At 70.1% G+C, this 16,720-nt stretch carries 15 protein-coding genes; 7 read left to right on the forward strand and 8 right to left on the reverse strand.

Annotated features, from left to right (window positions below):
- Positions 1 to 5 precede the first annotated feature (5 nt).
- The 4 genes from ctaC (at position 6) to AOM09_RS06460 (ending at position 5,536) form a co-directional block, all read left to right on the forward strand.
- On the forward strand, positions 6 to 881 hold the full coding sequence (ctaC, locus tag AOM09_RS06445) for an aa3-type cytochrome oxidase subunit II (protein WP_156162266.1): 876 nt from the start codon (positions 6 to 8) through the stop codon (positions 879 to 881).
- The gene (gene ctaD, locus AOM09_RS06450; protein WP_062385783.1) at positions 881 to 2,596 is read left to right on the forward strand and encodes an aa3-type cytochrome oxidase subunit I; all 1,716 of its coding nucleotides are present in this window, start codon (positions 881 to 883) and stop codon (positions 2,594 to 2,596) included. Before ctaC ends, ctaD begins: the two co-directional genes overlap by 1 nt.
- A gap of 11 nt (positions 2,597 to 2,607) precedes the next feature.
- Positions 2,608 to 3,009 carry a cytochrome c oxidase subunit 4 gene (locus tag AOM09_RS06455; protein ID WP_062385785.1) on the forward strand — a complete coding sequence of 134 codons (402 nt, stop codon included), beginning with the start codon at positions 2,608 to 2,610 and terminating at the stop codon, positions 3,007 to 3,009.
- A 160-nt stretch (positions 3,010 to 3,169) separates the two neighbouring features.
- Positions 3,170 to 5,536 (forward strand): ATP-binding cassette domain-containing protein, encoded by a 2,367-nt coding sequence (locus AOM09_RS06460; RefSeq protein WP_062385787.1) that lies wholly within the window; start codon positions 3,170 to 3,172, stop codon positions 5,534 to 5,536.
- Between the two features lie 3 nt (positions 5,537 to 5,539).
- Here the strand turns inward: AOM09_RS06460 and AOM09_RS15515 are convergent, their stop codons facing one another.
- The 6 genes from AOM09_RS15515 to ctaE form a co-directional block, all read right to left on the reverse strand.
- Complete coding sequence (locus AOM09_RS15515) at positions 5,540 to 6,250, reverse strand: potassium channel family protein (RefSeq protein WP_062385789.1); 711 nt, start codon at positions 6,248 to 6,250, stop codon at positions 5,540 to 5,542.
- A 104-nt stretch (positions 6,251 to 6,354) separates the two neighbouring features.
- Positions 6,355 to 6,975 (reverse strand): superoxide dismutase, encoded by a 621-nt coding sequence (locus tag AOM09_RS06470; protein WP_062385792.1) that lies wholly within the window; start codon positions 6,973 to 6,975, stop codon positions 6,355 to 6,357.
- A gap of 459 nt (positions 6,976 to 7,434) precedes the next feature.
- On the reverse strand, positions 7,435 to 9,057 hold the full coding sequence (gene qcrB, locus AOM09_RS06475; RefSeq protein ID WP_062385794.1) for a cytochrome bc1 complex cytochrome b subunit: 1,623 nt from the start codon (positions 9,055 to 9,057) through the stop codon (positions 7,435 to 7,437).
- Complete coding sequence (gene qcrA / locus AOM09_RS06480; RefSeq protein WP_062385796.1) at positions 9,057 to 10,133, reverse strand: cytochrome bc1 complex Rieske iron-sulfur subunit; 1,077 nt, start codon at positions 10,131 to 10,133, stop codon at positions 9,057 to 9,059. The genes qcrB and qcrA overlap by 1 nt, the downstream gene beginning before the upstream one ends.
- Positions 10,130 to 10,918 (reverse strand): cytochrome bc1 complex diheme cytochrome c subunit, encoded by a 789-nt coding sequence (qcrC, locus tag AOM09_RS06485; RefSeq protein WP_062385798.1) that lies wholly within the window; start codon positions 10,916 to 10,918, stop codon positions 10,130 to 10,132. The genes qcrA and qcrC overlap by 4 nt, the downstream gene beginning before the upstream one ends.
- Positions 10,919 to 10,931: 13 nt before the next feature.
- On the reverse strand, positions 10,932 to 11,561 hold the full coding sequence (gene ctaE, locus AOM09_RS06490; RefSeq protein WP_082098900.1) for an aa3-type cytochrome oxidase subunit III: 630 nt from the start codon (positions 11,559 to 11,561) through the stop codon (positions 10,932 to 10,934).
- A 145-nt stretch (positions 11,562 to 11,706) separates the two neighbouring features.
- Between ctaE and AOM09_RS06495 the strand changes: the two genes are divergently transcribed.
- Together AOM09_RS06495 and trpD are read left to right on the forward strand one after the other, a co-directional pair.
- On the forward strand, positions 11,707 to 12,129 hold the full coding sequence (locus tag AOM09_RS06495; protein ID WP_062385981.1) for a response regulator: 423 nt from the start codon (positions 11,707 to 11,709) through the stop codon (positions 12,127 to 12,129).
- Positions 12,130 to 12,140: 11 nt separating this feature from the next.
- Entirely contained in the window at positions 12,141 to 13,181 is a 1,041-nt protein-coding gene (trpD, locus tag AOM09_RS06500) for an anthranilate phosphoribosyltransferase (RefSeq protein WP_062385802.1), read from the forward strand.
- Here the strand turns inward: trpD and AOM09_RS06505 are convergent.
- Complete coding sequence (locus tag AOM09_RS06505; RefSeq protein WP_228375076.1) at positions 13,172 to 14,899, reverse strand: DEDD exonuclease domain-containing protein; 1,728 nt, start codon at positions 14,897 to 14,899, stop codon at positions 13,172 to 13,174. The two genes, trpD and AOM09_RS06505, sit on opposite strands and share 10 nt — an antisense overlap.
- A 97-nt stretch (positions 14,900 to 14,996) precedes the next feature.
- Between AOM09_RS06505 and AOM09_RS06510 the strand changes: the two genes are divergently transcribed.
- A complete protein-coding gene (locus AOM09_RS06510; protein WP_062385804.1) occupies positions 14,997 to 15,197 on the forward strand; it encodes a hypothetical protein in 201 nt (66 codons plus the stop codon).
- 67 nt (positions 15,198 to 15,264) lie between these two features.
- On the opposite strand, the gene AOM09_RS06515 is transcribed toward AOM09_RS06510, so the two are convergent.
- Positions 15,265 to 16,710 carry an FAD-binding oxidoreductase gene (locus AOM09_RS06515; protein ID WP_062385807.1) on the reverse strand — a complete coding sequence of 482 codons (1,446 nt, stop codon included), beginning with the start codon at positions 16,708 to 16,710 and terminating at the stop codon, positions 15,265 to 15,267.
- Between the last annotated feature and the right edge of the window lie 10 nt (positions 16,711 to 16,720).

Below are 16,720 nucleotides of genomic sequence, written 5' to 3' on the forward strand. Positions count from 1 at the left end.
CCCGTGTGTCCCTGCTTTCACGTCCCCGCGTGCCCGGAAAAGCCCTGGCAGGCATCGCTGTCCTGGGACTGACGTCCCTCCTGGCAGGATGCGCCAACGGCATCGAGAACGGCGCCCTCCCGAGTTCCCCTGACATCACCAACCAGACCGGGCGGATCATCACGCTCTGGAACGGCTCCTGGATCGCCGCGCTGACCGTCGGCGTCATCACCTGGGGCCTGATCCTCTGGTGCGTGGCGGTCTACCGCAAGCGCAAGGGGGACAACAAGCTCCCCGTGCAGACGCGCGCGAACGTCCCGCTCGAGCTGATGTACACCATCGTCCCGCTGCTCATGATCGGCGTGCTGTTCAAGTACACCGCCGAGGACATCGCCGCGATCCACGACACGTCCGAGACCCCCGACGTCCAGATCAACGTGGTCGGCAAGCAGTGGAGCTGGGACTTCAACTACATCGACGACGATGTCTACGATCCCGGCGTCCAGGCGACCCTGACCGGCGAGGAGGGCGTCGAGGAGACGCTCCCCACGCTCTACCTGCCCGTCGACGAGCGCGTCGAGTTCACCATCGAGTCGCGCGACGTCATCCACTCGTTCTGGATCCCCGCGTTCCTCTACAAGGTCGACGCCGTCCCCGGCCGGACCAACACCTTCCAGGTCATCCCGACCGAGGAGGGCATGTACCAGGGCAAGTGCGCCGAGCTCTGCGGCGAGTACCACGCCTCGATGCTCTTCAACGTGGCCGTCGTGTCGCGTGAGGAGTACGACGCCCACATGGAGGAGCTCCGCGCGGCCGGCTACGACGGCCAGATCGGCGTCGACGACTACAGCCGCGACCAGGTGGTCCAGCTGACCGAGCAGCACGAGGAGGCCGATTCCTGATGGCCACGACCGTTCCCTTCGAGACCGGCGACGCCGAGCGCGCCGTCTCCATCCCGGTCGCCCCCACGCGCCGCGGCTCGCTGGTCATCAAGTGGATCACCTCCACCGACCACAAGACCATCGGGTACATGTACCTGATCACGTCGTTCTTCTTCTTCATCGTGGGCGGCCTGCTCGCGCTGCTGATCCGCGCCGAGCTCTTCGAGCCCGGCATGCAGGTGGTGCAGTCGGCCGAGCAGTACAACCAGCTCTTCACGATGCACGGCACGATCATGCTGCTGCTGTTCGCCACCCCGCTGTTCGCGGGCTTCGCGAACTTCATCATGCCGCTGCAGATCGGCGCGCCCGACGTGGCGTTCCCGCGCCTCAACATGCTCGCGTACTGGCTCTACCTCTTCGGCGGCGTCATCGCGATGGCGGGCTTCTTCACCCCGCAGGGCGCCGCATCGTTCGGCTGGTTCGCCTACGCGCCGCTGTCGAACTCGATCTACTCGCCCGGCGTCGGCGGGGACCTGTGGGTCTTCGGCCTCGCGCTCGGCGGCTTCGGCACCATCCTCGGCTCGGTCAACTTCATCACGACCATCGTGACGATGCGCGCGCCGGGCATGACGATGTTCCGCATGCCGATCTTCACCTGGAACATCCTGGTGACGTCGATGCTCGTGCTGCTCGCGTTCCCGCCGCTCGCGTCGGCGCTGTTCGCGCTCGGCTCGGACCGCGTGCTGCACTCCCAGGTGTTCAACCCCGACAACGGCGGCGCCATCCTGTGGCAGCACCTGTTCTGGTTCTTCGGGCATCCCGAGGTGTACATCATCGCGCTGCCGTTCTTCGGCATCGTCTCGGAGATCTTCCCGGTCTTCTCCCGCAAGCCGCTGTTCGGCTATCACGGCCTGGTCTACGCGACCATCGCGATCGCGGCGCTGTCGGTGACGGTGTGGGCGCACCACATGTACGTCACGGGCGCGGTCCTGCTGCCGTTCTTCTCCTTCATGACGATGCTCATCGCGGTCCCGACCGGTGTGAAGTTCTTCAACTGGATCGGCACGATGTGGCGAGGGAAGATCACGTTCGAGACGCCGATGCTGTGGTCGATCGGCTTCCTGGTCACCTTCCTCTTCGGCGGTCTCACCGGCATCATCCTGAGCTCGTCGGTGCTCGACTTCCCGCTGTCCGACTCCTACTTCGTGGTCGCGCACTTCCACTACGTCGTCTTCGGCACGGTGGTGTTCGCGATGTTCGCGGGCTTCTACTTCTGGTGGCCCAAGTTCACGGGCAAGATGCTGGACGAGCGCCTGGGCAAGATCCACTTCTGGCTCCTGTTCGTCGGCTTCCACACCACGTTCCTCATCCAGCACTGGCTGGGCGCGCACGGCATGGCGCGACGCTACGTCGACTACATGCCCGAGGACGGCTTCCAGTGGATGAACCAGGTGTCGACCATCGGCGCCGTCGTGCTCGCGCTGTCGACGCTGCCGTTCCTGTGGAACGTGTACATCACGTCGAAGCGTGCGCCGAAGGTGACGGTCGACGACCCGTGGGGCTTCGGCAACTCGCTCGAGTGGGTGACCTCGTGCCCGCCGCCGCGCCACAACTTCACGTCCATCCCGCGCATCCGCTCGGAGCGCCCCGCGTTCGACCTGCACCACCCCGGTGCCGCGGCGCGCGACCACTACCAGGCCGAGCGTGACGCCACGGATCACGCGCCGGTCGCGTAAGGAGAGAGCCGATGCGTACTGAGGCGAACATCTTCATCATCCCCGCGGCGTTCTTCTTCCTCGCGGGCACGGCCTACGGCATCTTCACGCACTGGGCCGAGTGGGTCGGGTTCCTCGCGATCTACCTCACCGGCGGCATGTTCGCCATGGTGGCCGTGTACTTCAAGATGCTCGAGAAGCGTCATGGCAAGCGCGCCGAGGACCGGGAGGACGCGGAGATCTCCGAGGACGCCGGCGTCCAGGGCACGTTCGCGCCGTGGAGCTGGTGGCCGCTCGTGGTCGGAGCCGGCGCGGCGCTGTCCTTCGTGGCGCTCGCCGTCGGCTGGTGGATCATGGCCCCGGCCGTGGTGCTGGGCGTGATCGGCCTGGTCGGCTGGGTCATGGAGTTCTCGCGCGGCCAGCACGCGCACTGATTCCCGGACGTCTGAGGCGGCCCGTCCCCGGTGGGGGCGGGCCGTTTCCGTGCTCCGGCGGGGGAGGACGGCGCGGACGTTCGCCGGCCGACGCCGCGATGTCGGTGCCGCACGGCACAATGGTCCCCGTCGCATCGTCCCCACCGACGGGAGCCCCCTCATGACCGACGCCGTGCATGCCGCCGACGCCCACGACCTGATCCGGGTCGAGGGTGCGCGGGAGAACAACCTCAAGGACGTCACGCTCACCATCCCCAAGCGTCGGATCACGGTGTTCACCGGGGTGTCCGGCTCGGGCAAGAGCTCGCTCGTGTTCGACACGATCGCGGCCGAGTCGCGGCGCATGATCAACGAGACGTACAGCTCGTTCATCCAGGGATTCATGCCCAGCCAGTCGCGCCCCGACGTCGACGTCCTCGAGGGGCTGACTACGGCGATCATCGTCGATCAGGAGCCGATGGGCGCCAACGTCCGCTCGACAGTCGGCACCGCGACGGACGTGCACGCCATGCTCCGGATCCTGTACTCGCGGCTCGCGACGCCGCACGTCGGTCCGCCGCAGGCGTTCAGCTTCAACGTCGCGTCCTCGTCCGGATCGGGTTCCGCCACCGTGACGCGCACCGACGGCTCGACGGTCCGCGAGCACCGCGAGTACAGCGTCATGGGCGGCATGTGCGTGCGGTGCGAGGGGACCGGCCGCATCAGCGAGCTGGACCTCACGCAGATCGTCGACGAGTCGCGTTCCCTGAGCGAGGGCGCGATCACCATCCCGGGCTACACGGCCGATGGCTGGGCGGTGCGCATGTACACCGAGTCGGGCTTGCTCGCGGCGGACAAGCCGGTGAGGGACTACTCGCCCAAGGAGCGCGACGCCCTCCTGTACAAGGAGGCGACCAAGGTCAAGATCGCCGGCATCAACATGACCTACGAGGGCCTGATCCCGAAGATCCAGAAGTCCATGCTGTCCAAGGACCCGGACGCCATGCAGCCCCATATCCGCGCATTCGTCGATCGCGCGGTGACCTTCGCGGCTTGCCCCGACTGCGACGGCACGCGGCTCAGCGCGCTCGCCCGCTCGGCCACCATCGAGGGCGCCTCGATCGCGGATCTCGCGTCGATGCAGATCTCCGACCTCGCGGCGTGGATGCGGGGGCTCGACGAACCCTCGGTGGCTCCGCTGCTCGCGGCGTTGCGGGCTACGCTCGACTCCTTCGTCGAGATCGGGCTGGGCTACCTCTCGCTCGATCGCGCGGCGGGCACGCTCTCGGGCGGCGAGGCCCAGCGCACCAAGATGATCCGCCACCTCGGCTCGGCCCTCACCGACATCACGTACGTGTTCGACGAGCCGACGGTGGGCCTCCACCCGCACGATATCGCCCGCATGAACGGTTTGCTGCTGCGGCTGCGGGACAAAGGCAACACGGTGCTGGTGGTCGAGCACAAGCCCGAGACCATCGCCATCGCGGACCACGTCGTCGACCTCGGCCCGGGGGCGGGCGGTGCGGGCGGCGAGGTGTGCTTCGAGGGGACGATCGCCGGCCTGCGCGCCTCCGATACCCTCACCGGCCGTCACCTCGGGTACCGGGCCGCGCTCAAGGAGACCGTGCGCACGCCTCAGGGCGCCATCGAGATCCGCGGCGCGGCCATGAACAACCTGCGCGACGTCGACGTGGACGTCCCGCTCGGGGTGCTTACCGTGGTGACGGGTGTCGCGGGTTCGGGCAAGAGCTCCCTCATCCACGGCGCGATCCCGGCCGATGCCGGTGTGGTCACCGTCGACCAGCAGCCCATCCGGGGCTCGCGCCGCTCGAACCCGGCGACCTACACCGGCGTGCTCGAGCCGATCCGCAAGGCGTTCGCCAAGGCCAACGGCGTCAAGCCCGCGCTCTTCAGCGCGAACTCCGAGGGCGCGTGCCCGGTTTGCAAGGGCGCCGGCATGATCTACACCGAGCTCGGCGTCATGGAGACGGTCGCAAGCGTGTGCGAGGCCTGCGAGGGCCGGCGCTTCAGCGACGACGTGCTCCGCTACCAGCTGGCCGGCCGCTCGATCGCCGACGTCCTCGAGATGCCGGTGCAGCAGGCGCACGCCTTCTTCGCCGACGGCGAGGCCAAGAACCCGCCCGCGGCGAAGGTGCTGGGCAACCTGGTCGATGTCGGCCTCGGCTACCTCGCGCTCGGTCAGCCGCTCACCACGCTCTCGGGCGGCGAGCGCCAACGGCTCAAGCTCGCGATGCACATGGGCGACAAGGGCGGGGTCTACGTGCTCGACGAGCCCACGACGGGCCTGCATCTCGCCGACGTCGCCCACCTGCTGGAGCTTCTCGACAGGCTCGTCGACGCGGGCAAGACCGTGATCGTGATCGAGCACCACCAGGCCGTGATGGCGCATGCCGACTGGATCATCGACCTGGGCCCCGGCGCCGGCCACGACGGCGGGCGCATCGTCTTCGAGGGCACGCCGGCCGATCTGGTGGGCGGGCGCGCGACGCTCACGGCGGAGCATCTGGCGGCGTACGTCGGGCGGTAGCGCTCAGGCCTCGGTCGTGTCGCGCGGGGCGAAGCCGGCGACGCCCACCAGCCGTGCGATCACGACGGCGACGAACAGCGTGCCGAGCACGGCCTCGAACGACCACAGCGACCGGGCCCACGGGGTCACGGGCACGATGTCCCCGAAGCCGAGCGTCGCGAGCGTGACGTAGCTGCCATAGAGCAGACCCTGCCACGTGAGGGCGCCCGCGGCGGCGTTGGGGTCCATGAAGCTGCCGGGGTGCGACAGCTCCATGAGGCCCGAGGCGACCCCGAACACCCCGCCGAGCAGCAGGTACGCGGAGACCGCCACGAGCAGCAGGTCGATGGTGCGCGCACGGGGCGGGGGCTGGACCAGCGAGGCCGTGAGCGTGACGACGAGCGCGAGCTGGAGCAGGCCGACGCCCGTGAGCATGGCGGCGGTGGCCGTCTCGTCGTGCTGCTGGAACGCGAACCACGTGGCGCCCGCCACGAGCGCGAGCGAGGCGACCAGCAGGGGCCAGTAGCGTCGGCGATCGACGTTGGCGCGCCGGACGCTGAACACCACCACGCCCATGTAGGCCAGCAGGTAGACGATCGTCCACCCCCGGCCCCCGAAGGTCACGGGATACCCGAACTGCAGCACCACGAGCGTGACGAGCAGCAGCCACATCATCGGGCGGCGTTCGGCCGCCGGGAGACGGTCGGAGGCCGGGGCGCTGTCGTCGGTCGGCATGCTCCCACCGTAGCGTCGCGCCTGGTCTGTGCGAGGGACCGGGACCGGAACGGCGCAGGGGCGGCCTCCCGGATGGGAGACCGCCCCTGCGGACGATGCGCGCCTTACGCGACGATGAGCCCCTGCGTGGCCGTGGCGGTGATGAAGCGCTGCTGGACGTTGGCCCAGTCCACGACGTTCCACCAGGCGTTGACGTAGTCGGCCTTCACGTTCTTGTACTGCAGGTAGAACGCGTGCTCCCACATGTCGAGCATGAGCAGCGGGATGAGCCCCACGGGCACGTTGCCCTGCTGGTCGTAGAGCTGGACGATGATGAGCTTCTTGCCGATGGTGTCCCACGCGAGGATCGACCAGCCCGAGCCCATGATGGTCATGGCGTTGTTGGTGAAGTGCGCGCGGAAGCCGTCGAAGGAGCCGAAGTGCTCGTCGATGGCAGCCGCGAGCTCACCCTCGGGCTTGTCGCCGCCGTCGGGGGACATGTTGGTCCAGAAGACGGAGTGGTTGGTGTGGCCGCCGAGGTTGAAGGCGAGGGCCTTCTCGAGGCCCGCGATGGCGCCGAAGTCGCCGCTCTCGCGCGCGCCGGCCATCTTCTCGAGGGCGGTGTTCGCGCCGGCCACGTAGGCGGCGTGGTGCTTGCTGTGGTGCAGCTCCATGATCTCGCCCGCGATGTGCGGGTCGAGGGCGCCGTAGTCGTAGCTGAGGTCCGGCAGCGTGTAGTCGGCCATTCTTCCTCCAAGGTCGGGCCGCGGCGCCAGGGAGGCGACGCGGCCGGGTTTCCGGGAACGTTCCGAGCCTAGCGGTGCCCGGCCCGGGAGCGTGATGGGACATCCACTCCAACCGGGAAGGATGCCAGGGCATTCCGGGGACACGCCCACGGAACCCGCCCACGGAACCCGCCCACGGAGCGCCCTCGGAGCGCGCACGGAGCGCGCACGGAATGGGGCGCTCACCGTCGCTTTCCTCACCGCGGCGCTCGCCAGGGGGCGCCTGCGGTCGTCCGCCGCGGGCGCGCGACGATGAGCGCCCCACAACGCATTAGTTGCGCTCCGGAGCGACCGCAGGTGCCCCATTCCTCGCGGGCCCGCGAGGAGGACCGGGCCCGCGAGGAGGACGTCCGCGCATCGTCCCCGGGGACGCCGAAGGGGCGCCCGGTCTCGGCCGGACGCCCCTTGCGGTCCCTGCTCCTAGTGGTGCTCGTGCTTCGCAGCCTCGAGTTCCTCCGGGGTGACGGGGGAGATGCGCTTCTCGAAGTAGATCCGCGAGAGCCGCTGCTTGAAGCGGTCCCACCGGTAGCCCTTGCGGCGCACGCCGCGGTCGTTGTACTCGGGCTCGATCTCGAGCGGAGAGATGTCGTCGTAGGAGACGAGGACCCAACGCTCGTGATCGGTGAGCGGCTCGTGGACCTCCTGGTACTCGCCGTGCTCGTGACGGACGATGCGACCCGTCTCCTTGCCGTGCAGCACCAGCTCGCGGTCCTTGCGCTGGAGGCCGATGCACAGGCGGCGGGTGATCCAGAAGGCGAGGACCGGCAGCACGAAGATGCCGATGCGGAAGAAGTAGGTGAGGTCGTTGAGCGACAGGTGGAACAGGTTCGCGATGATGTCGTTCGAGCCCTCCATCACCAGGATCACGTAGAAGGTGATGAGCGCGACGCCGATGCCGGTGCGGACCGGCGCGTTGCGCGGACGGTCGAGCACGTGCTTCTCGCCGCGGTCGCCCGTGGCCCACGACTCGATCCACGGGTACAGCGCGACGAACCCGAAGAACAGGCCCGGCATGATGAGCGCGGGGATGAGGAGGTTGAGCGAGAGCGTGTAGCCCCAGATCTCCCACTCCATCGGGATGACGTCGAACAGCCAGCCCGGCATGAGGCGCAGCGCGCCGTCGACGAACAGGATGTACCAGTCGGGCTGGGTTCCGGCCGACACGGGCGACGGGTCGTAGGGGCCGTAGTTCCACACCGGGTTGATGGTGAAGATGGCCGCGACCAGCGCGATGATGCCGAACACGACGAAGAAGAATCCGCCGGCCTTCGCGGTGTACACCGGGAACAGGGGAAGGCCCACGACGTTCTTGTCGGTGCGGCCGCCGCCCGGGTACTGCGTGTGCTTGTGCAGGAACACCAGGAACAGGTGCAGCGCGACGAGCACGAGGATCAGGCCGGGCACCAGCAGGATGTGCATGGTGAAGAGGCGGGGGATGAGGATCTCGCCGGGGAACTCGCCGCCGAAGATCCAGTACGAGATGTACTCGCCCACGATCGGGATCGAGCGCGTCACGCCCTCGATGATGCGCAGGCCGTTGCCGGAGAGCACGTCGTCGGGGAGCGAGTAGCCGGAGAAGCCCGCCGCGAGCGACAGGATCATCAGCGTGAAGCCCACGAGCCAGTTGAGCTCGCGCGGCTTGCGGAACGCGCCGGTGAAGAACACGCGCGCCATGTGCGTGACGATCGCCGCCGTGAACAGCAGCGCCGACCAGTGGTGGATCTGGCGCATGAGGAGGCCGCCGGGGACCTCGAACGACATGTGCAGCGTCGACTCGAAGGCCTTCGACATCTCGACGCCCTGCATCGTGGCGAGCGGGCCCTCGTAGGTGACGATGTCCATCGACGGCACGAAGAAGGCCGTGAGGAAGACGCCCGAGAGCAGCAGCACGACGAACGAGTACAGCGCGATCTCGCCCAGCATGAACGACCAGTGGTCGGGGAAGAGCTTGCGTGCGAAGAACTTGACGAAGCCACCGATCGAGGTGCGCTCGTCGACCCAGTTCGCGGTGCCGGCGGCGGCGGTGTTGACGCGAGCGCCCATCAGTGGCTGCTCCCCTCGGTCTCATCGGCGTGCAGGCCGTCGGAGGTGTCGCTCAGTCGCGTCCAGTAGGACGGTCCGATCGGCTCGTGGAAGTCGCTCTGGGCGATGATGTAGCCCTCGTCGTCGATCGCGATCGGCAGCTGCGGCAGCGGGCGCTTCGCGGGGCCGAAGACCACCTTGGCGCCGTCCGAGACGTCGAACGTCGACTGGTGGCAGGGGCACAGCAGGTGGTGCGTCTGCTGCTCGTACAGCGCCACGGGGCAGCCGACGTGCGTGCAGATCTTGGAGTACGCGACGATGCCGTCGAAGGACCAGTCCTCGCGCCCCTCCGGGATCTTGAGGTCGCGCGGGTCGAGGCGGAGCAGGAGGACGACGGCCTTCGCCTTCTCCTCGATCTTGTGGTGCTCGAGCTCGTTGAGGCCCTCGGGGATGACGTGGAACGCCGAGCCGATGGTGACGTCGGACGCCTTGATGGGCGTGCCGTCGGGGTCGCGCGTGAGGCGCATCCCCTTGCGCCACATGGTGTGACCGAAGTTCGAGGTGTTCCAGTCGGCGCCCATGTTGCCGATCTGGGGCCACAGGATCGCGAGCGGAGCGAGCAGCATGGCGAACACGCCGGTGCCCACGAGCACGGGGCGGCGCTTCACGCCGGAGATGCCCGAGTCCTCGGCGCCGTCCTTGAGGTTCTGGATCGCGCCCGCGCGTCCCTCCTCGGAGGAGCGGAGCTCGTGGCGCTCCTCGACCATCTCGTGGTCGCGCATGAGGGTCTTGGCCCAGTGGATCGCGCCGAAGCCGATGCCGATCATGGCGAGGAAGATGCCGATGCCGATCGCCATGTTGACGAAGCGGATCGAGTCGATCTCGTCCGTCATGTCGAGCGCCATGTAGGAGCCGATGGCCACGACGGTGCCGACGATCGAGACGCCGAACAGCGCTGCGACCTGGCGCTCGGCCTTCTTCTCGGCCTTCGGGTCGACGTCCGCGCGGCGCGGACGGTGATAGGGGAGGCCCGGGTCCTCGAAGGACTCGGGGGTGTTGTCCGACTCGTGCGAGGTCGGGTTCTCAGTGGTGCTCATGAAGAACGGGCTCCGATCCACACGGTGCTGGCGATGATGAGGCCGAGGGCGACGAGCCACCCCCACATGCCTTCGGCGACGGGTCCGATGGTGCCGAGGCGGAGACCGCCCGGCGAGCCCTCGTCCTGCGCCTTGAGGTAGGCGATGATGTCGCGCTTGCCCTCGGGGTCGATGTTCGCGTCGTTGAACACGGGCATCGACTGCGGGCCCGTGAGCATGGCCTCGTAGATGTGGGTGGGAGTGGTCTCCCACAGGTTGGGCGCGTACTTGCCCTGGGTGAGCGCGCCACCGCCGCCGACGGAGCCGTGGCACATGGCGCAGTTGGTGCGGAAGAGCTCCATGCCGTTCGCGGGGTCGCCCAGCTCGGGGTCGACCTGCTCCTCGGTGGGGATCGCCGGGCCCGCGCCGAGCGACGCGACGTACGCGGCGAGCTGCGAGATCTCCTCGGCGGTGAACTGCGGGCGCTTGGCGATGGCCTGCGGGCCGGACGACTGCATCGGCATGCGGCCGGTGCCGACCTGGAAGTCGACGGCGGCGGCGCCGACGCCCACGAGCGAGGGCGCGACGCCCTCGGTGCCCGTGGCGTCGAGGCCGTGGCACGACGCGCAGTTGGCGGCGAACAGCTTCTGGCCCTCCGCGGCGTCGTCGGCGGTGGCCGTGGTGGCTGCCTCGGCGGACGATGCGTTGGAGACGGCGGCGGCGACGCCCGTGACGAGCGCGAGCAGCAGCAGGACGAGGACGACCGGTGCCGCGCGGTGGTAGCGGTGACGTGCGAGTGCGTTCACGATGCGGGGCCCTTTACTGGATCAGGTAGATCACGGCGAACAGCGCGATCCACACCACGTCGACGAAGTGCCAGTAGTACGAGACCACGATGGTCGTGGTGGCCTCGTGTGTGCCGAACTTCTTGGCGGCGAACGAGCGGGCGAGCACGAAGAGCATGGCGATGAGACCGCCGATGACGTGCAGGCCGTGGAAGCCGGTCGTGAGGTAGAACACCGAGCCGTACGGGCTCGAGGAGATCGTGAGGCCCTCGGAGATCAGCATCGCGTACTCGTACACCTGTCCGGCGACGAAGACGGAGCCCATGATGTACGTCAGCACGAACCACTCGTGCATGCCCCAGCCCTTGAACTGGTGCAGCTTCCCGGTGCGGCGGCGCTGGTAGCGCTCGGCCGCCCACACACCCGCCTGAGCGGTGAAGGACGACAGCACCAGGACGGTGGTGTTCGCGAGGGCGAAGGGGACGTTCAGGAGCTCGGTCTTCTCGGCCCAGACCTCGGGTACCTGAGCACGGAGCGTGAAGTACATCGCGAAGAGGCCCGCGAAGAACATCAGCTCGGAGCTCAGCCACACGATGGTGCCGACGGCTACCTGATTGGGCCGGGTCGCGTGAATGGGCGACGGCGCAGTCGTGGCGTGGGACATAGGTCCCATTAAAGCGTACGGAGCACCCGGGACTCACCAAGCAACGCGCGGGTACGACGTCATGTTCCCGTGCCCCGGGCGGTATGCCCGGATGCGGGCGAGCGGCGGGCCGGACGGGCGCGGGTGTCGTGCCAGAATGGGCGCCATGAGCGACGTGGTCAAGCACGAGTCCGGGGACGTCACCGTCCGCAAGGCACGCATCCTTCTGTACAGCGACGATCGCAACGTGCGTGAGAAGGTGCGCTTCGCGGTGGGACCCACCACCCACGGCCAGCCGATCGAGTGGACCGAGACCGCGACGCATGCGGCCGTCACCGAGCGCCTCGACAATGCGACCTTCGACCTGGTGATCCTCGACGGCGAGACCGCGAAGGTGGGCGGCATGGCCGTCGCGCGCCAGATGCGTCACGAGCTGTACTCGTGCCCCCCGATCCTGCTGCTCGTCGGGCGGCCCGGTGACGCGTGGCTCGCCACGTGGTCCGAGGCGGACGCCGCGGTGTCGCACCCGCTCGACCCGTTCGTGCTGCGCGACGCCGTCGACGCGTTCTTCGCGCCCGCGACCGCCTGAGGCGCGCGACGATGGCGACGCTTCAGGATCTCCTCGCTCGCCTCGTCGAGCATGAGGACCTCACGGCGGAGGAGACGTCCGCCGTCATGGACTCGGTGCTGACCGACTCCGCGTCGCCCGTCGCGATGGGCGCGTTCCTGGCGGCGCTGCGCGTCAAGCGGGAGACGCCGGCCGAGGTCGCGGGCCTGGCCGAGGCGATGCTCCGGCACGCGGTGCGGTTCGAGGTTCCCGGACGCACCGTCGACATCGTCGGCACGGGCGGCGACGGCGCGCACACCGTCAACATCTCGACCATGGCGTCCATCGTGATCGCCGGCGCCGGCCCGACCGTGGTCAAGCACGGCAACCGTGCGGCGACGTCGAAGTCGGGCTCGGCCGACGTGCTCGGCGCTCTCGGGGTGCGGCTCGACCTCCCCGTCGAGCGGGTGAAGGAGCTCGCGACCGAGGTGGGCATCACGTTCTGCTTCGCGCAGGTGTTCCACCCGTCGATGCGCTTCGCCATGCCGATCCGCAAGGAGCTGGGCGTCCCGACCACCTTCAACATCCTGGGCCCGCTCACCAACCCGGCGCAGCCGCAGGCGACCGCGATCGGCTCCTCGTCGCTGCGTGTCTCGCCGGTGCTCGCCGGCGTGATCGCCGCGCAGGGACGCGAGGCGCTCGTGTTCCACGGCGACGACGGCCTCGACGAGCTCGCTCCCACGGGCGCCGCGACCGTCTGGGAGGTGCGTGGCGGAGGCGTGACCGAGCTGCGGCTCGACCCGGTCGCCGACCTGGGCCTGCCGCGCATCGTGCTCGAGGATCTGCGCGGCGGCGAGGCGGAGGAGAACGCGGTCGTGGTGCGTCGGCTGCTCGGGGGCGCGACCGGCGCGGTGCGCGACACGGTCCTGCTCAACGCGGCCGCGGGCCTCGTGGCCGATGCGACCCTGCCCGGCACGTCGAGCGGCACGCTGGTCGAAAGGTTCGAGGCGGCCCTGGGCCACGCCGCGAGGTCCGTCGACTCGGGCGCGGCCGCCGATATGCTGGACCGCTGGGTGGCGGCCACTCAGTCCTGAGCGCCGCGGGTGAGGGGCCTCGCGTCCCGGTCCGCGCGACGCGCCTGCACCCAGCGCGCGTGGCGCCCGGCTCCCGTGACGGGGCTCGACCATTCGCCGTCCACGTAGAGCAGCCGCGTGCCCGGGGCCTCGAGCCAACGAGACACCAGCTCGCGCTCCTCGACGAGCACCTCGACATCGAGCGCCAGCTCGTGCGTGGCGGCGCGCAGCCGATCGGCGGCCTCCCACACGCGGTCCTTGACGCGCTCGGTCCCGGCCAGCGCCCCGCGGCTGAACGCCGCGACGTCCCACCAGTCGCCGTCGGGATGCACGGCGACGATCGAGCAGCGCGCGAGCGAGGCGAGCCGCTGCGCACGCATGGCTCCGTCCACGACTGCGCTCACGCCGTCGCGCAGCTCCGCGGCGCGCTCGTAGTCGAGCGCCTCGGCACGCTCCGCGATCTGCCGTTCGAGCGCGCTCACCACCGGGGTCGGGTCCTCCCGCAGGGCCGAACGGGCCGCGTCGGCGGTGGCCTCGTACCCCGACTCTGCGCCGGCGATGCACGGCGCCGCGCAGGCGCCCAGGTCCTTGAGCAGGCACGCGCGCGCGTTCGCGCGCGGCACCACCGGCAGCCGCGTGGTGCAGGTCCGCACGCCGAGCGCGCCCTGGAGCACCTCGATCGCGAGCCTCGCGTCGCTCGCGGATCGCATCGGTCCGAGCGCCCCCTCGGGGCCGGTCACCGCGCGCGACACGGACAGCCGCGGATAGCGCTCGTCGGTGAGGCGCACCCACGCGGTCCGTTCGGGGCGTGCCGATCGTCGGTTGTAGCGCGGACGATGCTCGGCGATGAGGCGCACCTCGCGCACGTTCGCCTCGAGCTCCGTCGCGCACACGGTGGTGTCGACGTCGACCGCGAGCTCGAGCATGTCCCGTACCGACCGGCGCTGCTCGGCCGTGGTGAAGTAGGACTTCACCCGGGCGCGCAGGTTCTTCGAGGTGCCGACGTAAAGGCGCTCGCCCCGAGGTCCGCGGAACGTGTAGACACCTGGCTTGGGCGGCACGCGGTCCGCCATCGTGGCCTTCTTGCGGATGCGTTCGGGCATGGGGTTGCGCAGCGTGTCCAGGTCCTCGCGGTGGCTGATGCCGAACGCCGCGACCCGCTCGAGCATGCGGTGGAGGATCTCCGAGGTGGCACGCGCGTCCTCGAGGGCGCGGTGGTTCGGCTCGACCACCGTGCCGAAGACCTTGGCGAGGGTCGAGAGCTTCTTGTTGGGCGCCTCCTCCTTGGTGGTGGCCCGGCGTGCGAGGGTCACGGTGTCGACCACCTGGTTGCCCGGCCACGGGTAGCCGTGCGCCCGGCACGCCGCGCGCAGGAATCCCGTGTCGAACGGCGCGTTGTGCGCCACGAGGACGGCGTCGCCCAGGAACTCGAGGAACGACGGCAGCACCTGCTCGATGCGCGGCGCGGCGACGACCATGGCGTCGGTGATGCCGGTGAGGGCGACGATGAACGGAGGGATGGGGGCCCCGGGATCGACGAGGGTCTGGAACTCGCCGATCACCTCGCCTCCGCGCGTCTTGACCGCGCCGATCTCGGTGATGTGCGCCTTGTCGGGGGACGTGCCGGTGGTCTCGAGGTCGACCACCACGAACGTGGTGCGATGGAGGGGCTCGCCGACGTCCTCGAACGATCGCTGCTGGTGCAGGAGCTGCTCGACGGTCTCGGCGGGGCTGGTCACGTGATGACGGTACGTCGGCCCACCGACAGCGCTCGCCGTTGCTTGATCTGCCTGCCATGACGTCGCAATGTCAGACCCCCCTCCTAGCGTGTGGAGCATGTTGATCGATTGCGATTCGTGCGAGATGCGCGGCAAGGCATGCGGAGACTGCGTGGTGTCGTTCCTCACCATCGAGGTGCGGCCGTCCGACCGGAGCACGGTCGAGGTGGACCAGGATCAGGCGGCGGCGATGTCGGTGCTCGCAGAGGGCGGGCTCGTGCCGCCGCTCAGGCTGGTCCGCCCGCCGCGCGCGAGCTGAGACGCGCGGCACGCCGGGGGAGCGGGTGGCTCCTCCCGGCGTGCCCTGACGCGGCTCGCGCGGCGTGTCAGGCGGCGTCGACGGCGGCGCGGCCCGTGGCGTGGCCATGGCGCCGCATGACGGTCTCGTCGGGGTCGTAGGACAGGCGCACCGTGTCGAGGCGGTCGGTCGCCGTGCCCACGAGAGCGCGCTCGTCGATCGGGCGCTCGACGAAGTTCGCGTACTGATGCGCACCCGCCCATGGCGCGAGCGACGCCAGCGCGGCCTCGACCATCGCGGCCGCGGCGGCGGCATCTGCGTGGGGCGTGACCGGCGCGACCGCCACGGCGGCGACCGCGCCGTCGATGCCGGTGAGCGCCGCATCTTCGCCGGCCCGCGGGGCGAGCGCCCCGCCCAGCTGGCGCAGGTCGGCCGACACCACGCCCGCGCAGTCCGGGGAGTCGAGAGCGGCGAGCCACGCATCGATGGCAGCCGCGTCGAGCGTGGCGAGCACCAGGCCCTCGGCGACGCCCGCCGACGGCTCAGGCGGGTCCATCGCGAGGTGGCCGAGCGTCTCGAGCGGTGCCGGGGCGACGTCGTCCATGAACGGCTCGAGCTCGCGCAAGGGCGAGAGCAGGCGGTCCGCGAGGCCGGCCGATCCGACCACGGCGGCCTGCACCAGCACCAGCTCCGCCCCGCGCAGGTGCGGGGGCAGGGCGTCGATGTCCGGGAACCGGACCACCCGCGCGACGGTGGTGACCTCGTGCGGGAGCGTCGGGATGAGCCGCGCCCACGCCGTGAGGACCTCGGCTGCGCGTCCGCGCGGCCACCAGAGCGTCCCCGCCACCAGGTGCGGCACATCGAACAGCCGCAGCGTCAGCTCGGTGACCACGCCCGCGCCTCCTCCGCCGCGCAGCGCCCAGAACAGGTCGGCGTGCTCGGAGGGGGAGGCGATCACCACCGCGCCGCCCGGCAGCGCCACGCGCGCCGCGAGGATCGTGCCCGCGCCGAGGCCGTGCAGCCGGCCGAGCCAGCCGATCCCGCCGCCGAGGCAGTAGCCGACCACTCCGACGGTCCGCGACGATCCGGAGAGGCCGGCGAGCCCATGCGGCGCGGCCGCATCGGAGACGTCGCCCCACGTCGCGCCCGCGCCGACGGTGGCGGTGCGCGCCTCGGCGTCGATCACCACGGCGGAGAGCGCGCTCATGCGGAGCAGGATCGCGCCGTCGAGCGGGCCGAGCGCGACCGCGCCGTGGCCGGACGACTGCGGAGCGACGCGCACGCCCATCCGGGTGGCGAGGCGCAGGGTGCGCGCGACGTCCGCCTCGGACCGCGCGAGCACGACGGCGACCGGGTGCTGGTCGACGCCGAGCTGCCACGCGGCGCGCGCCGCGTCCCAGTCGAGGTCGGCCGGACGGACCAGGGCGCCGTCGAGGCGGTCGGACAGGCCGTCGAGCGCCACGTCGAGGGCATGGACGCCGAGTCGGGTCGGGCTCGCGGTGCGCGCCGCGACAGCAGGGGCGGACAGGGACATGATCGGTACC

Source organism: Demequina iriomotensis (genome assembly GCF_000971395.1).
Taxonomy (GTDB): Bacteria; Actinomycetota; Actinomycetes; order Actinomycetales; family Demequinaceae; genus Demequina; species Demequina iriomotensis.

Excerpts from the sequence above, each read along its gene's own strand:
- ctaD (WP_062385783.1), top strand. The coding sequence starts at position 881 with ATGGCCACGACCGTTCCCTTCGAGACCGGCGACGCCGAGCGCGCCGTC.
- AOM09_RS06455 (WP_062385785.1), top strand. The coding sequence starts at position 2,608 with ATGCGTACTGAGGCGAACATCTTCATCATCCCCGCGGCGTTCTTCTTC.
- AOM09_RS06460 (WP_062385787.1), top strand. The coding sequence starts at position 3,170 with ATGACCGACGCCGTGCATGCCGCCGACGCCCACGACCTGATCCGGGTC.
- AOM09_RS15515 (WP_062385789.1), bottom strand. The coding sequence starts at position 6,250 with ATGCCGACCGACGACAGCGCCCCGGCCTCCGACCGTCTCCCGGCGGCC.
- AOM09_RS06470 (WP_062385792.1), bottom strand. The coding sequence starts at position 6,975 with ATGGCCGACTACACGCTGCCGGACCTCAGCTACGACTACGGCGCCCTC.
- qcrB (WP_062385794.1), bottom strand. The coding sequence starts at position 9,057 with ATGGGCGCTCGCGTCAACACCGCCGCCGCCGGCACCGCGAACTGGGTC.
- qcrA (WP_062385796.1), bottom strand. The coding sequence starts at position 10,133 with ATGAGCACCACTGAGAACCCGACCTCGCACGAGTCGGACAACACCCCC.
- ctaE (WP_082098900.1), bottom strand. The coding sequence starts at position 11,561 with ATGTCCCACGCCACGACTGCGCCGTCGCCCATTCACGCGACCCGGCCC.
- AOM09_RS06495 (WP_062385981.1), top strand. The coding sequence starts at position 11,707 with ATGAGCGACGTGGTCAAGCACGAGTCCGGGGACGTCACCGTCCGCAAG.
- trpD (WP_062385802.1), top strand. The coding sequence starts at position 12,141 with ATGGCGACGCTTCAGGATCTCCTCGCTCGCCTCGTCGAGCATGAGGAC.
- AOM09_RS06510 (WP_062385804.1), top strand. The coding sequence starts at position 14,997 with ATGTTGATCGATTGCGATTCGTGCGAGATGCGCGGCAAGGCATGCGGA.
- AOM09_RS06515 (WP_062385807.1), bottom strand. The coding sequence starts at position 16,710 with ATGTCCCTGTCCGCCCCTGCTGTCGCGGCGCGCACCGCGAGCCCGACC.